Here is a 15,324-nt window from a genome sequence, read left to right as displayed (position 1 = left end):
CGCATAATGCAGCTATTGAAGACGTGGGTGATCGCTGCGTCAAGGTTTCGAACAGTTCCGCGCAGGATTGGCAGGTCAGCGAGCGGCGAGGACGCCGGCTGTTCGGTCCGCGCCGTCGACGGCATAGAGCCGCGACTCGACCTCGTCGAGAGCGAGCCGGACGGCGCCCAAGGAGACGCCGCGTCCGCCGAGTGTCGAGTTCCGGACCTCGAGTTCCCACGGGCAGTGCGTCGCCAGCGCCGCCTCGAACTCCCGCCGGAACCCGGCCCCGAGCGCACTCAACTGCCCACCGAGCACCACGACATCCGGATCGAGCGTCAAGGCCATGGCAGCCACCCCGACCGCCAGATCGCGGGCAACCTCCGCGAACACCGGACGCGGAGGCCGTCGGCCCCCCGTGGTGTGCGGCTGCGCCATGGCGGCGAGGTCGGTGAGGATCCGTTCCCAGTGCAGCATCGGCATGGTGCCCACTTCGCCCGCCCGGCGGTGGCGGCCGAGATGGAGTCTGCCGTCGATCACGACACCGGCGGTGATCCGGCGGCCGGCATGGATCAGGAGTACGTCCGGTACGTCCGTGGCCGCGCCGAGCCAGCGCTCCGCGATCGCGGCGACGTTGCCGTCGTTCTCGACCAGGACGGGGCAGTCGACGGCGGCGCGCAACGCCCCGGCGACGTCGAACCCGGTCCAGTCGGGCAATGCGGTGCTCAACATGATGCGGCCGGCGTCGACGATCCCCGTCGTACCGACACCGAGGCTGAGCAACGGCGCCGTACCGGAGGCGAGGGTGCCGGTGAGCAGTTCCCGCGCCACCGAGAGCCGTCGCTCCGCCGGCCACCCCGGATCCGCCTCGATGGCCGCCTCGTCCAGGATCGTCCCGGACAGATCGGTGACCAGGCACTCGATCCGTGCCGCCCCGAGGTCGATCCCCGCCACCCGCCCGGCCTCCGCCCGGAACCGGAACCGCCGCGCGGGACGCCCTGCGGCCCGCCGTTCGACAACCTCCGCACTCCGCGTGCTCGCGTCACCCGCGGCTGCTGCTGCCACCGATGCCCAACCCTCGGCGAGCAGTTCGGCGAGAGAATCCTCGACAGTGCGGCGGGACAGGCCGACGCGGGTGACGAGTTCGGCCATGGTCTGCGGCGTCTCCGGGTCGAGGGCGCGCAGTACCGCCGAGCGGTTGATGCGGCGTAGCAGTGCGGGGTTCTCGCCGGAAAGTTTGGTGCTGTCGACCATCGCCCTCCTCCTGCGGTCACCCTAACCGGCTGTATGTGTGTTCGCGCCGGAAGACCGCCTCGTAGGTATTGACGGAGGTGGTGCGTTCGCTCACTCCGTAGTCGTTCTCGGCTGCCACCGCGTACTCCCCGGGCTCTGCCTCGAACCGTCGGCGCAGGCCGCGGTAGACCTCCTCGAAGGCGCCGCCGGTCCGGCGGTACAGCCGGTAGCCGGTGACGCCGAGCACCTCGCCCCACGTCACCTCGTGGCCGTTCACCCGCAAACCCGCCGGCGCCGCCGGTGGGCCTTCGGTCGGTCGCACCGGGTAGTCCTTTCCGGGTTCGCTCCGTTGGTCAGTGTTGACCGCGATCACCCGCACGTGTCCCTCAACCGCCCCCAGCCCAACGCTTGTCTGCGGTGTCACCGCGATCGTGCGCCAACTGTGACCGCCGTCGTCGCTCAGTTGGAGTTCGTACTGTTCGGCCGCTGGTACGGCGGTGAAGTGGACGGTGGTTCCGGTGAGGTGGGTGATCCGGGGCGGGACCGGTTGAGGTTTGCCGGAGGTGATCTCCCAGTGGTGGCGGCCCGCGGGGAGAGTGGTGGTGGGGAGGCCGTCGACGTGCAGGCGGCCGGGGGTTCGGGAGAGGGTGAAGGTGCTGTCGTGAGGGGAGTAGTAGACGCCTTTGAAGGTGGGGAGGTGGAGCGAAATGGCCAGCTCGGGATCCGGGGTGGTGAGGGTGAGGTCGGAGGTGCCGATGCGGGAGCCCTGGAAGAGAGCGAGTCGCTGGTCGGCGGCCAGGCGTACGACGCCGGCGGTGCCGGTGAAGTGGACCTCTCCGTCATAGGTGATCTGCGCGGGGTCGTAGTAGACGGACGCCGTACGGCGGAAGACGAAGTCTGTCCCGTCGGGGGTCTCCACCCGAGCGCCCCACGGGGTGTCCGTGACGCGCAGGTCGCGGCGATGGCTGACGACGGCGAGGACGTTGCCGCCGGAGCCGTCCGCGGGGCTCTCGGTGCGGACGCCGCGGCTGAACTCGGTCGTGAACTCCGACAACTCCCGCCCCACGACGTGGATGAACGGCAGTTCGTCCACGACCTCGTCCACGCTGTTCGCGTCCCACCCGGTCGCGGCCGTCGACACCGACCACGTCCACGCGGTCCGCTGGTTCGGCGCGACCGCGTCGTACGTCGTGAGGTAGTCGCTGCCGATCAGCATCACCGACCGGCTCCGGTACGGACCGCCCGCCGAGGTGATCTCGGCGTACTGCGCCCAGCCGAGGTCGTGCAGCGGCCGCTCCAGCCGGTTCGGCCCGATCGACCGGTACGACCCGTCCGCCCACACGCCGAACGAACTCGTGTACGTCGCCGCGGGCGCCCGCCGGTCGCCCGCGTCCTCCGGACCGTGCCCGCTGTAGCTCCGTCCGCCCGCGTAGTAGTAGATCGTCCCGGAACCGTTGTTGCCGGGCACGCCCCACCGGTAGTTCGGCCCCGGATCCGTCTGCTGCAGGAACACCGCGACCTCGGTCGGCCGGTCCACGTCCGCGCGCAGCGTAACGCCGTACCCGGCATGTTTCGTACTGCGCAACCGCGGATTGGTCCCCGTCCCGCCCTCGACCGCGAACCGCCACGGATCCGCCGCGCCTAGCCGATGCTCCAGCAACGAGGCGTCCGGACTGCTTGCCCACAGCAAATGCTCGGCGACCAGCGGCGCGTAGTTCCGCAACGCCTGCGCGAGCAGCCGCAGCTCCAACGGTGGGTGCCGCGGCCAGTACGCATGCGCGCCCTGCGGCGGATGGACCCGGCCGCCGAAGGTCATTGGCACGGTCAACGAGTCGACGAGCCACGCCCCCATCTCCGCGAGTCGAGGGGTCGCCAGCCGATTCCGCCCGTCCGCCAGCATCCCGCAGATGTTCCCGAGCACGGTCGGCCGCAGGAACGCCCACACGTACGTCGCCAGGCTCTCGGTCCACCGCCCGCCGAGCGCGTCCCCGTCCGCCGGGCGGGTGTTGAACGCCGCCACCAGCTCGACGAACTTCCCGAACTGCTCGAGCCACGACGCCGCGGCCGGATGCTCCGGGAACAGCCACGCGAAACACCCGAGTGCCGCCTTCCCGTCCGCCATGAAGTTCGGGTGCCCGCCGAACATCCGCAGCATCGGCCCGATCTCCTCACCCGCCGCGACGTACGCGTTCAGCAGCAGCAAGGCCTCGACCCGCTCCCGCTCGACCGGATCGAGCTTGTCCCGGAGCCGCGCGTACCCGTCGACGAACCGCTCGTACAGCGGCCGCTGCCCGATGTTGCTGTACCCCTCGACGTCGTTCACGCCCCGCGCGATCAGCCGCGGCCCGTCGGCACCGTCGAACAGCTCGTCCAGGAACTCCTCCGCGGACGCGATCGGCCCCTCGTCGAACGGCGACGGCGGTCGCGGGCCGTCGTGCCAGAGCTGCCAGTCCTTCACGAGGTCGAGGCTGAGCGTGCTGTGCCAGTGCTGCAGCTGCCGTACGTGCGTGGTCCGGAACTCCCGCGGTACGCCGAGATCCCGGTCGTGGTCGTAGCACGCGATCCCGGTCCGCCGCGTGCCGTCCCGCAAGGGCCAGGTCCAGCGCAGGACGCCGTCGTACCGGAAGCGGATCCGCAGCGCCGGCGACGACGCCCACAACGCGTACTGTTGGTCGTCCCAACGCTCCGGGCGGAGCACGAACACGCCGACGCTGGTGCGGGCGTTCCAGAAGGTCGCGTGCGGCCGGACGTCGAAGGCGTACGACGGCGCGTACGGCGCGACCGTGAACGCGAACTCCTCCGCCGGGTCCTCGGTGCGGGCGGAGCCGAAGAACGCCGGGTCCTCGCCGGTGTCGCCGATGACCAGCGGCTCGTCGATCGGGAGCCAGGGACGCGGTCCGGGCTCCTGGGAGTACGGCCAGGTGGAGGAGAAGCGGTGGGTGGGCTGGAAGTTCGTCCACTCCAGCTCCCACTCCGCATCGCCCAGACCGCTCATCTCCTCATCGAGCTCGAGGTGGTCGTAGCCCGCGATGCAGCGGATCGTGGCCGTATAGCTCGCGGAGCCTTCGAACTCATAGGTGAGGCGGAAGGTGGCGAACAGGTCGCCGGCTTCCTGCAGGATGGTCTGCAACCCTACGATCGGCGGCGCGTTCCGGAACGTGGTGCGGCCGAGCCAGCCGGTGCCGTGGTCGAACTGGAGGCCGGGGGCGGCCACTGTGCGGGGGATACGGACGCGGAGGTTGCCCGTGTCTACGGTGATCGAATCTTCTTCGTAAGCGAGAACCAGTGAGTTCCTAGCCATGGTGGGAGGGCCAGGGCGTAGCTCGAAGGCTCGGGTTTTGCCTGGGGGCAGGTCGGTGAGGAGGGAGACGGATGCTTCGGCCAGGCGGCCTTGTTCTCGGCGTACTTCTGAGAGTTGGAAGGGGACCGGGGTGCCGGAGTCGTCGAGTAGTTGGAGTTGAGTGTAGGTCGGGACGGGCCAGCGCACGTGGTAGGTCAGCAGCGTGCGGGGCCAGCTGAACTCGGGGTGGTCGAGGCGATCCCGGAGCTCGAAGCGGATGCTCCGAGCTCCGGGCTGCCAGCTGATCACTGGTCGGTGTCCACGGCCGGTTGCGCGACGCCGCGGCTGCCGGCCATCGCGCCGCCGGCCACGCCCTCGACCAGGTAGCGCTGCAGGATCGCGAACACCACGATCACCGGTCCCGCGACGATCAGCGTCCCGGCCGCGATCAGCGGCCAGTTCTGGCTGTACTCGCCGAAGAACGAGTACAGCCCACGCGTCACCGGCCACAACTTCGAGTCCGACAGCATCACCAGCGGCAGGATCAGGTTGTTCCAGCTGCCGATGAAGCCGAAGATCCCGAACGTCGCCAGCGCCGGCTTCATCTGCGGCACGATGATCTGCAGGATGAACCGGACGTACCCGCAGCCGTCCATCGCCGCCGCCTCGTCGAGCTCCCGCGGGATCCCCTTGATGTAGCCGACGAAGAAGAAGAACCCGGCACCCGCGAGGCTCGTCATGATCAGGTATCCGACCATGCTGTTGTACAGATGCAGCGCCTGCGCCTCCACGAACAACGGGATCAGCCCGCCCGGCAGGAATCCGGAGAACACGAAGAACCCGTACAGCGCGTTCGAGTGCCGGAAGTACCCGCGCGAGATCGGGAACGCGAGGAACACCCCGAGGAGCAGCGTGATCGCGCCCGGCACCACGGCGTACACCAGGCTGTTGACCATCTGCCGGCCGAAGTCGCCCTGCGTCCAGGCCTGGCTGAAGTTCGCCCCGCTGACCACCGACGGCAGGCCGGTGGGGTCGCGGAGGAACGACGTGTACGGCTTCACCGACTGCAACGCCAGATAGATCACCGGCAACGCGAACATCCCGACCGAGATCACCAGACAGGCGGCCTGACTGGTGTACCACCCGGCCCCTCGCTTGCTCCCGCCTTGAGCAACGGAGACGGTACGGCGACGTGCGGTCGCGGCAACTGTCGCGGTCACATCGACACCTCCCGCCGGCGCAGTACGACGAGCAGGCCGCCGCCGATCACGAGGGTCAGGAAGAACTGCAGCATCGCCAGCATCGAGCCGTACCCGAGCTGCGAGTTGCTGCCGAACGCGGTGGTGAACATCGAGAGCCCCAGGGTCCGGGTGCCGAAGTTGCCGTTCGTCAGCACCAGGATCAGCGCGAACTCACCGATCGAACCCATCGCGGTGAGGAACACGTTGACCGTGGTCGCGGGCGCGAGCAGCGGCCAGCTGATGTGCCGGAACACCGCCCACCGGCCGGCGCCGTCCAGCGCGCCGGCCTCGTACACCTCCTTCGGGATGTGCCGCAGCCCGGCGATGTAGATCAGCATCGAGTACCCGGTGAACATCCACACGTTCACCACGATCACCAGCGGCAGCGCGAGCGTCGTCGACCCGAGCAACGACGACGTGATGCCGAACGCCGAGTGCAGGAAGTGCGCCACCGGCCCGCTGTACGGGTCGAGCAGCAGCGAGAAGATCGCGCCGACGACCGCGACGCTGAAGATCTGCGGCATGAAGATCAGCGCCCGGTACAACCCGTACAGCGGGCGCTTCTCCTTCAGCAGTACGGCGAGTCCGAGCGCCACCCCGTTCTGCAGCAGGGTCACCGCGATCACATAGATGATCGTCACCTTCAGGCTGCCCGCGACGTCCGGCAGCATCGTGGTGAAGGCGTCCCGGTAGTTGCACAGCCCGCAGACGTTGAGCGCGGTGCCCGGGAGCCCGGAGTACTTCGTGAACGAGTAGCCGACCGTGGCGACGGACGGGTACAGCCCGAACACCAGCCAGCCGATCCCCGGGATCGCGATCGACAGCCAGGGGATCCAGCGGCGGGTCCGGCGGGTGCCGAACGGACAGGTCGTCATCTACTTCTTCCCCACCGACTTCTGGTACGCCGTAGCCGCGCCCTTCAGCGCATCGTCGACGCTCTGCTTGCCGAACGGCGTCATCTTGGTCAGGTCCGGCCCGGCAGCCTCCGGCGGCGCACCGGCCGGGATCCACGGGTCGGTGAGCGCGACGAACCGCTGGTCACTGTGCTCGTTCAGCCAGTCCATCCACGGCAGCGTGGACGAGGTGACACCCGGCTGGGTCGAGGTCGAGCCGGTGGCGTCGAGCCAGAGCTTGTAGTTCTCCGGGCGGGAGAAGGTTCGCAGCCAGTCCATCGCCAGGTCCTTGTTCGGCGCCCAGGTCGGCACCATCCACGTCAGGTCGGCCTTCACCGGGATCCGGTTGTTCGCGGCGTCGTCGGTGGCCGGCATCACGAAGAAGCCGAACTTCAGGTCCGGGTTCGCCTCCTTGATCGTGTTGCCGTCCCAGGACCCGTCGAGGAAGAACGGGAAGTCGTCGGACTTCGCCGCCCAGACACCCGGCGCGGTCAGCTGCGCGACACCGGACGCGGCAGGCTCGATGTACTGCATCACGTCGGTGTACTTGGTCGCCGCTTCCTTGTAGAGCGGGTCGTTCCAGCTCTTCGTACCGGCCCAGAAGTCCTTCGCCCGCTGGTCGCTGACCGCGGTCGAGTCGGCGCCGGTCTGGCCCTTCATCAGCAGTTGCTGTACGGCGCCGCCGTACACGATGCCCTGCAGGCCGTCCTTGCCGGCCACGAAGATCGGCGTCTTGCCGGCGTCCTTGAACTTCTTCAGCGCGGCGACGAACTCGCTGTACGTCGTCGGCACCTTCACGCCGTACTTGTCCAGCAGGTCCTTCTTGTACCAGACCGCGCCGTGGCCGATGTACTCCGCGGCGACCACGCCGTAGATGCCGCCGTTGTAGCCGGCGCCGTACTTCTGCAGTACCGGGTCGTACGACTTCATGAAGTCCTGGCCGGACAGGTCGGTGATCTGGCCCGCGGTGATCAGCGCCGCCGAGCCGGACGACTTCAGACCGGTGTCGGCCGGCGGGAACTTCGCCGGGGTGGGTGCGAACTGCGCGAGGACGTCGACCGACTTCGCGGACAGCAGGCTGTTGGTGAGCGTGCCCCAGGCGCCGGCGGCGGTGGGGGCGTTCTCGAGCTTGACCGTGACGCCGGGGTGTTCCTTCTCGAAGATCGCGTTGATCTTCTTGGTCGCTTCGATCGCCGAGGGGTTCGTCCACTCGGCGACCACCAGGGTCTTCTGCTGACCGTTGCCCGCGGCACCGGAATCGGACGGGCCGCCGACCGTACAGCCCGTCGCGGCCAGCGCGAGGCTGCCGCACAGCAGCAGCGCCGGGATTCTTGCTCTCATCGGATGTCCTTTCCAGAAAGGGTATTCAGGGGCGTTGTACGGCGCCGTCGGGGCGGCGGGGCGGCTTCCACCGGTCGCGCGGCGGGGGTGGGTACTTGTCGGCGGCCCGTTCGTCGAAGTCGACGCCGAGGCCGGGGCGGTCGCTCGGCCAGAGGTGACCGTCCCGCGGCTGCGGTACGCCGGGGAACACCTCCTCGGCCTCGGCGCTGAACGGGTGCTGCTCCTGGATGCCGAAGTTCGGGCTGACCAGGTCGAGGGCGAGGTTCGCCGCGTGGCCGATCGGGGACACGTCGCCCGGGCCGTGCCAGGCGGTCCGTACGCCGAACAGGTCGCAGGCGACGGCCAGCCGCCAGGCCGGGGTGAGCCCGCCGATCGCGGACACGTGCACCCGGACGAAGTCGATCAGCCCTTCGGCCAGCAGCGGGCGGTACTCGGCGGGGTTGGTGAACAGCTCGCCGATCGCGATCGGGATCGACGACTGCTCCCGCAGCCGCCGCAACCAGTTCAGGTCCTCCGGCGCCACCGGATCCTCCAGAAAGAACAACCGATACGGCTCCAACTCCCGAGCCATCCCAACCGCATCCACAGGCGCCACCCGCTCATGCACGTCATGAATCAGCTCAACCTCATCCCCAACCTCCTGCCTGAGGTGCTCGAACAACCCCACGACGGTCCGTGCGTACTTCCTCGGATCCCAAGCACCAGTCGTAGAACCGGCAGCGGGAGCGCCGTAGGTGCTTCCTCCGGGGACTGCGACCTGGCATCGGACGTGGTTGTAGCCCGCCGCTTGTAGTGCGCGTACTTCGTCGGCTACTTCCTGGGGGTCTCGGCCGGAGGCGTGGGCGTAGAGGGGGACGGCGGTGCGGGTGCGGCCGCCGAGCAACTGCCACACCGGCATCCCGGCGAGCTTGCCCTTGATGTCCCACAACGCCATGTCCACACCGGAGATCGCGTTGTTCAGCACCGGCCCGAAGCGCCAGTACCCACTCAGATGCAGGATCGTGGTGATGTCGACGATCTCCGCCGGATCCCGCCCGATCAGCTGCGGCGCCAGGTAGTCGGTCACCGTCGTGGCGACCGCGTTCGCCCGCTGCGTGAACGTCGCACACCCCACGCCGTACAACCCCGGCTCGCTCGTCTCGACCCGGACCACCACCAGCGTGGTCCCCTCCGGAGCGGTCAGGAACGCCCGTACGTCGGTGATCCGCACGTCGGACCCCGCCCACGGTGGCTCATTCATCGCCCGAGCCCCCACGGAGTGTCGACCCGGCCGCCGAGGGCCAGTCCGCCGGTGCCCCAGAACGGCGCGAAGTTGTAGCACCCGGTGGTCAGCGGCCCGTTGGCCGTGGTCCAGTACGTCATCCCGTGCCCGCCCGTCCCGGCATCGGCCACCGCGAACGCGAACGTCGTGCGCACCTGCTCACCCGGCGCCAGCGCAGCCGCCTGCCGAGCCAACTCCGGCAACTGGTCCCAGGCGATCGCGACCTCGTACGTCGTCGTCTTCGCGGTCTCGTCCCGCGTGACCAGCGCCCGCCCCTCGTCGACCGTCAGCAATCCGAGCGGCGGATCCAACGGCGCGTTGGTCGGATAGAACGTCTGGTAGTTCGTCCCCGGCGCGGCCTGCCGATGCAGCTCGGACACCCCGCCTTGCGCCAGCGTCGCGACGTACAGATGCGACAACGACCCACCGCACTTCGCAGAGTGCGGATCCCCGGCGAGCAGATCGTCAGGCTTCGCGCCGGCATCGAACGCGAGCTGCAGACTGTCCGCCTTGAACGGGAACGAGTACGGATCCTGCGGGAACGGCTTGTTCCCGAAGTGCACCGCGTCCTCGAGTACGGCGCGCACGTAGAAGTTCTGCTCGTCCCACGCCGACCACAGCCGGTACTCCTTCCGGTCGCCGCTCGCCGCCGTGTTCACCACGCTGACGCCCGCGATCCCCGCCCACTGCGAGGCGTCCCCGCCGACGGTGATCTGCCGGTACGGCGCGTACGCGAGCTGGATCTCCTGCGCACCGGTCTGCCGGATCTTCGCCGCGCCGGCGATCTTCGCGTCGTACGTGATCAGGTACTTGTTCGACGGCTCGTTGCGATAGGCAACCACCGGGAACCGGACGGTACGCACCTCACCAGGCTGTACGTCGTCGACCTCCAGCTGCTGCGTGCGCAGTACCCACCCGGCCGGTGCCTGCACCGAGAGCAGCGCGCTGACCGGCTGCGGCGTGACGTTCTCGACCCGGACCTCGAGCGCGCCGGACGCGTCGATCGGGCGGGTGAACGACAGCGGCCGGATGTCCAGCGGCGTCTCGTAGTCGAAGCGCGCCGACCTGGTCAGCGCCGCCGCGAGCTGCTCGGGTGAGCGGTCGCTGTCGAAGTACAGCACCTCCCACGGGTTCACCGGCAGCGTGACCTGCGGCGCGCGCCCGTCGCTGAGCTCGCGGCCGAGGTAGTCGTACACCTTGATGCCCCGCGCGTCCGGCAGCGTGAGCGTGCCACGGTAACCGCTTTCCGGATGGGCATAACCGTCCGCCTGCCGAGGGACCGAGTACAACGCCGCACGACCGTGCCCGTCGCCGTCCTCGAACAGGAAACCCCAGGTGGAACGCGCGTCCGGGTACAGCTCCCGCAGCATCCGCGAGTCCTCGAGCCGGCTCGTCATCGCCGAGTACGCGATCACCGCGGGCCGCGGCGTCTTCGTGCCGACGTCGTAGATGTTGAACGTGTCGCCCGAGTACCCCTTGTCGTACGACAGCGAGAACCAGAACACCTTCATCGGCGACTCTTCCTCGGCACCCGCCAGCAGATGCAGCAGGTACGTCGGTGCCACCGTCCGCGCGACGGCGTACGGCACGTCCTCCAACGGCAGACCGGGGAACGAGTCCGCCGCCGTACCGAGCTCGGTCTGCCACTGGCCCGCGCGGCCGTTCGTCTTCGACCAGAGCTTGTCCATCTTGATCTGGACCTTGGTCAGCGCGTACTGCACCGGGTCCGGTACGCCGTACGCGTGGTTGATCGAGCCGTCCAGGTACCCGATGTCCTTGGAGCCCTTCGCGTACACGACGTCGCGCTGGTACGGGACCGAGCCGCCGCCGATCAGGTTCACGTCCGGGAACTCCGGCTTGATCCGGTCCCAGGTCCGCTTGAGCAGGTCGCGGTAGTCCTGGGCGTCGCCGGTCTTCCAGGTCCAGCCGTGCACCCACGGCTCGTTCCAGATCTCCCAGTTCTTCACCAGGTCCTGCATCGGGGCGATCGCGCGGTAGGTCATCTCGATGTGCGCGTTCAGGTCGAGTGGCTTGTTCTGGTGCAGCCTGAGCGCCTCGCCGTTGGGGCCGGGGGCGACGTTCCACCACATGTTGTAGGCGAGGAACCCGATCGGCTCGATGCCGTACGAGCGCCACTCGGCGACCTCGGCGCGGGCTTTGTCGATCGCTGCCTGGTTCCAGAACTTGCCGGGCGCGGTGCAGACCGCGTCCGGCCAGATCGACAGGATGCCGCGGGTCCACTTGGCGCCCATCCGCTGCGCGATCCGCTTGGTGATCACGGGATCGGACTCGCCGCGCAGGCCGAGACCGAACGACGATCCGGGGCGCAGCCCGGCGGCCGGCGGGTGCAGGACGCCGAGGCCGAGGGTGCGGGTGGCGAGGGTCTTGCCGGTGCCGTCGGTGAGGTCGACCTGGACGGCGTAGAAGTCCGGGGTGCGCGGTCCGAGAGCGGAACGGACCGTGCCGGTGCCGCCGGCCGCGACGCTCACCGGCGCGCTGCCGGTGCCGGCCGCTTCGGTGCCGTGGGCAAGGACTTTCCAGCTGATGGTGCCGGTCAGCGCGACCTTCGACGCGACCGTGACGACCAGCTCGGGCGCGGCCGGGGTGACGTACAGCGCGGTCACGTCGTCGAACGCGGCGGTGAAGGTGACCGACGGGTCGTCGGCCGCGGCGACGGTGACGGCGGCCTGACTCGGTACGGCGGTGAGCGTCGACGCGAGGGCGGCGCCGGCGGCAGTGGCGGCGCCGTACCCGAGGGCACGGCGGCGGGTGATGGGCGGGATTTCGGGCATGGGGGCCAACCTCCGCAGGAGTGGGCAGAACGTTTTGCGCTTTGGAGTGGTTCGACTCTGAAGGACGTGGACAACGCTGTCAAGAGCGCCCTTGAAATCAAGGGATTCGGCGATGGCATACTTTCTGGCATGACAGCAAGACGTTTTGCCGATGGCAAGCAGCGCGTGCGGATCGTGGACGTCGCCGCGCTGGCCGGCGTCAGCATCACCACGGTGTCGCACGCGCTCAGCGGCCGCCGTCCGGTGTCCGAGCGGACCCGCGAGAAGGTGCAGCGCGCGATCGAGGAGCTCAGCTACCGGCCGAACGAGGCCGCCCGCAGCCTGCGCGGCCAGCCGACCACCACGGTCGCCGTGATCGTCCCGGACATCACCAACCCGTTCTACCCGCAGCTCGCCCGCGGGATGCAGGACGTGCTGTCGCCGAAGGGCTACCAGGCGCTGATCTGCAGCTCCGACGCCGAACCCGTGTCCCGCCGCGAGATCGTCGAGCAGATGCTCGCCCGCCGGGTCGACGGGATCTGCATCTCCGGGTACTACGACGACCACACCGACGCGGAGCCCGCGGTCGACGCCGGCGTGCCGGTGGTGCTGTTCGGGCACCGTTCGCCGTACCCCGGGATCAGCACCGTGACCACGGACGACGTCGGCGCCGGCCGGCTGGCGACCGAGCACCTGCTGTCCCGCGGTCGGGACCGGATCGGCTTCATCACCGGGCCGAGCGACGTCGGGCCGCCCGCCGATCGGGTCGCCGGGTACCGTGCCGCGCTGGCGGCGGCCGGGATCCGGATCGACGACGAGCTCGTCGTGCACGGTGCGATCAGCAGGGAAGGCGGCGCGGCCGGCATGGACCGGCTGCTCGCGCTCGACCGTCCGCCGCAGGCCGTTGTGTGCACCAACGACTTCGTCGCGATCGGGGCGATGCAGGAGGCGCTCGACCGCGGTCTCGGCGTACCGGAGGATGTGGCGCTGGTCGGGTTCGACGACATCGACGCGGCGGCGCTGGTGCGGCCGGCACTGACCACGATCGCGGTCGCGATCCGCCGCCAGGGGCAGGCCGCGGCGCAGCTGATCCTGGACCGCATCGCGAACCCGGACCAGCCGCCGCAGGCGACGCTGTTCGGCACCGACCTGGTGCAACGCCAGTCGACCTGATCACGGTCAGCCGGGGATCCAGCTGTAGACCAGCACCTTGTTGAACAGGTCGTCCTCGACCGTGACCTGGTACGACCCGTCGGACCGCTGCGCGGCGTTCAGGCCGTACGGTACGTCGACCCAGCCGGTCCGGTCGACGCCGCCGACGTTTGCTCCGGGCAACCAGTTTCCCGCGGCCGCGCCGGTCGCCGCCCGCCAGGCCCAGACCTTGCCCCGGGTCGCGACGCCGCAGCTGAAGATGTAGTCGCCCGCCGGTGCCCACGACACCGTGGTGACCAGTGGTGTCGCGGTCGTGTCCCACGGGAGCAGGATGGTCCAGGTCGGCGTGGTGTTCCCGGTGCTCCAGCGGTCGTACCGGGCGAGGACCTTGCCGCACTCCTTCCAGTACGCGTTGTCGAACGGCTGGTCGGCGGTGTAGCCGGACATGTACATCACGTCGGTGGCGACGTCGTAGTGCAACCGGCGTACCACCTTGAACGGTGCGGGCAGCGGGATCGTGACCCGGCTCGCGTAGTCGTAGATCGGGTTGGCGAAGCTGTCGAACCCCTTCAGCGGATACCGACGCAGGTCCCGGTCGCCGCCCTCCCAGATGTCGCCGCGGTCGTCGACGTACCAGACCCAGCAGTTGCCGGGGGAGTTCTGCCCGGTGCCGGTCTGCAGGTACTCGTCGGCGGTGAACTTCCCGTCGCCGTTCGCGTCCCGCCAGATCCACTCACCGGTCGCGGGCTGGTACGGCGGCCAGGTCGGGTCGTCGCCGGTCCAGTGTGCCTTGAAGATCGCGCCGGACGGGCGGGCGATCTCCCCGTCGTACCGGTAGATGACCAGGTGGGACGCGTACATGCCGGTGGCGTACAGGTACAGCCGGCCGCCGAGGCGTTTGAGAAACGGTGACGAGATGTGGTGCTGGTGGCCGGGGAGGTACAGCCGCGCGTCCTGCGGGTAGCGGACTGAGTCGAGCGAGTGCCCGATCCAGGCCGCGTTGCTGCCGGGCGGTTTGGTGTAGTCCATCCGGTAGTGGTTCTGCTGGCTGTAGATGTCCTTGCCGTCCGAGGCCGGGTCGAAGTCCGCGGTGGTGACGAACTCGGCGCCCATCAGTTCCCAGACCAGGGTGCCGTTCGGGTCGTACTTGCGCAGCCAGGAGCCGAACTCGGACAGCGCGACGTACACGTTCCCGGCCGCGTCGCCGCCGACGCCGGCGATGCCCCAGAGCTTGTCCGGGGTGACGACACCCGGCGTACCGGAGCCGATGCCGCCGGACGTGCCGAGGCTGCGGGTCAGTCGCGGCGTCGTCGAGGGCGTGCTGTACGTGTGGACCTGGCGGCGCGGGCCGTTGTCGCCGACCAGCAGGCTGCCGTCCCGGTCGACGGCGAGCGAGGTCGGGATCCACGTCGCCGCGGGGCCGTTGATGGTGCCGCCGAGCGCCGTACCGGTGCTGGAGAAGTGCAGGATCTGCGCGGGTTTCGCGGTGTTGATGTGCCAGAAGTGACCGTCGTTCGCGTCCCGGGTGATGTTGGCGACCACCCAGATCTCGCCGCTGGTCTTGTCGACCGCGACAGCGCCCGGCTGGTTGACGCTCCAGGTGTGCAGTACGGCGGCGGTCTTCGCGTCGAACACCACGACGCGGTTCTGCACGCGGTCGGTGGCGATCACGACGGTGTCGGTGGCGGCCGCGGCGGCCGGTGGGCTTCCGACCGGGAACGTCAGCGACGTGGCGGCGCCGGCCAGTGTGAAGGCGGTCAGGCCGTTACCGGCGGACAGGTAGGCGTTGGTGCTGTTGACGGCGACCGCGTCGCCGTTCGCGCCGCGGCAGTTGCCGGTCAGGTGGCCGTCCTTGTAGATGCCGGCGTAGTTGCCGGCCTCGTCCCAGAAGCTGACGGTGTAGACCGCACCGGCCGGGGTGACCGCGATGTTGAAGACGAAGTCCTGCATCCACTCGGTGGCACCCGAGTAGGTGTTGCCGACCCATGACGTCGTGATGCTCGACGCAGCGGTCGCCGGCAGGGAGTTGAGGAGGGTGGGGAAGAGGAACGCACCGCCGCCGGCCGCGAGGGCCTGGCGGCGGGTGATGCCTGGTCGGTCGTTCATGTCGGAATCCCTTGCTAGCGGGCGGGGGAAAGTGACAAGCACGTGAACGTTCACATCGCCGGTACGG

Annotated in this window: 9 protein-coding genes; 1 reads left to right on the top strand and 8 read right to left on the bottom strand. The window is 69.3% G+C overall.

Annotated features, from left to right (window positions below; all coding sequences use genetic code 11):
• Window positions 1–75: 75 nt before the first annotated feature.
• The 7 genes from ACQHIV_RS20000 to ACQHIV_RS19970 form a co-directional block, all read right to left on the bottom strand.
• On the bottom strand, window positions 76–1,233 hold the full coding sequence (locus ACQHIV_RS20000) for an ROK family protein (protein WP_427896216.1): 1,158 nt from the start codon (window positions 1,231–1,233) through the stop codon (window positions 76–78).
• Window positions 1,234–1,249: 16 nt separating this feature from the next.
• Window positions 1,250–4,426, bottom strand: a complete 3,177-nt coding sequence (locus ACQHIV_RS19995) for a hypothetical protein (protein ID WP_427896215.1) — start codon at window positions 4,424–4,426, stop codon at window positions 1,250–1,252.
• 371 nt (window positions 4,427–4,797) lie between these two features.
• The gene (locus ACQHIV_RS19990; protein WP_427896214.1) at window positions 4,798–5,712 is read right to left on the bottom strand and encodes a carbohydrate ABC transporter permease; all 915 of its coding nucleotides are present in this window, start codon (window positions 5,710–5,712) and stop codon (window positions 4,798–4,800) included.
• Window positions 5,709–6,608 carry a carbohydrate ABC transporter permease gene (locus ACQHIV_RS19985; protein WP_427896213.1) on the bottom strand — a complete coding sequence of 300 codons (900 nt, stop codon included), beginning with the start codon at window positions 6,606–6,608 and terminating at the stop codon, window positions 5,709–5,711. Before ACQHIV_RS19985 ends, ACQHIV_RS19990 begins: the two co-directional genes overlap by 4 nt.
• Complete coding sequence (locus ACQHIV_RS19980; RefSeq protein ID WP_427896212.1) at window positions 6,609–7,967, bottom strand: ABC transporter substrate-binding protein; 1,359 nt, start codon at window positions 7,965–7,967, stop codon at window positions 6,609–6,611.
• A 25-nt stretch (window positions 7,968–7,992) separates the two neighbouring features.
• Window positions 7,993–9,207, bottom strand: a complete 1,215-nt coding sequence (locus ACQHIV_RS19975; RefSeq protein ID WP_427896211.1) for an enolase C-terminal domain-like protein — start codon at window positions 9,205–9,207, stop codon at window positions 7,993–7,995.
• Window positions 9,204–12,020 (bottom strand): hypothetical protein, encoded by a 2,817-nt coding sequence (locus ACQHIV_RS19970; protein WP_427896210.1) that lies wholly within the window; start codon window positions 12,018–12,020, stop codon window positions 9,204–9,206. The genes ACQHIV_RS19975 and ACQHIV_RS19970 overlap by 4 nt, the downstream gene beginning before the upstream one ends.
• Window positions 12,021–12,149: 129 nt before the next feature.
• On the opposite strand from ACQHIV_RS19970, the gene ACQHIV_RS19965 reads away from it, so the two are divergent.
• Window positions 12,150–13,172, top strand: coding sequence for a LacI family DNA-binding transcriptional regulator (locus ACQHIV_RS19965; RefSeq protein ID WP_427896209.1), 1,023 nt, complete (start codon window positions 12,150–12,152; stop codon window positions 13,170–13,172).
• Between the two features lie 6 nt (window positions 13,173–13,178).
• Here ACQHIV_RS19965 and ACQHIV_RS19960 read toward each other — a convergent pair whose 3' ends face one another.
• Window positions 13,179–15,257 carry a hypothetical protein gene (locus tag ACQHIV_RS19960; protein ID WP_427896208.1) on the bottom strand — a complete coding sequence of 693 codons (2,079 nt, stop codon included), beginning with the start codon at window positions 15,255–15,257 and terminating at the stop codon, window positions 13,179–13,181.
• Between the last annotated feature and the right edge of the window lie 67 nt (window positions 15,258–15,324).

It is taken from the genome of Kribbella polygonati (assembly GCF_050320105.1).
In the GTDB taxonomy this organism is placed as follows: Bacteria; Actinomycetota; Actinomycetes; order Propionibacteriales; family Kribbellaceae; genus Kribbella.
This window is presented reverse-complemented; position numbering and strand designations above follow the sequence as displayed.

Bases quoted from the DNA above. Each gene is read 5' to 3' on its own strand.
- ACQHIV_RS20000 (WP_427896216.1), bottom strand. From the start codon at position 1,233: ATGGTCGACAGCACCAAACTTTCCGGCGAGAACCCCGCACTGCTACGC.
- ACQHIV_RS19985 (WP_427896213.1), bottom strand. From the start codon at position 6,608: ATGACGACCTGTCCGTTCGGCACCCGCCGGACCCGCCGCTGGATCCCC.
- ACQHIV_RS19980 (WP_427896212.1), bottom strand. From the start codon at position 7,967: ATGAGAGCAAGAATCCCGGCGCTGCTGCTGTGCGGCAGCCTCGCGCTG.
- ACQHIV_RS19975 (WP_427896211.1), bottom strand. From the start codon at position 9,207: ATGAATGAGCCACCGTGGGCGGGGTCCGACGTGCGGATCACCGACGTA.
- ACQHIV_RS19970 (WP_427896210.1), bottom strand. From the start codon at position 12,020: ATGCCCGAAATCCCGCCCATCACCCGCCGCCGTGCCCTCGGGTACGGC.
- ACQHIV_RS19965 (WP_427896209.1), top strand. From the start codon at position 12,150: ATGACAGCAAGACGTTTTGCCGATGGCAAGCAGCGCGTGCGGATCGTG.
- ACQHIV_RS19960 (WP_427896208.1), bottom strand. From the start codon at position 15,257: ATGAACGACCGACCAGGCATCACCCGCCGCCAGGCCCTCGCGGCCGGC.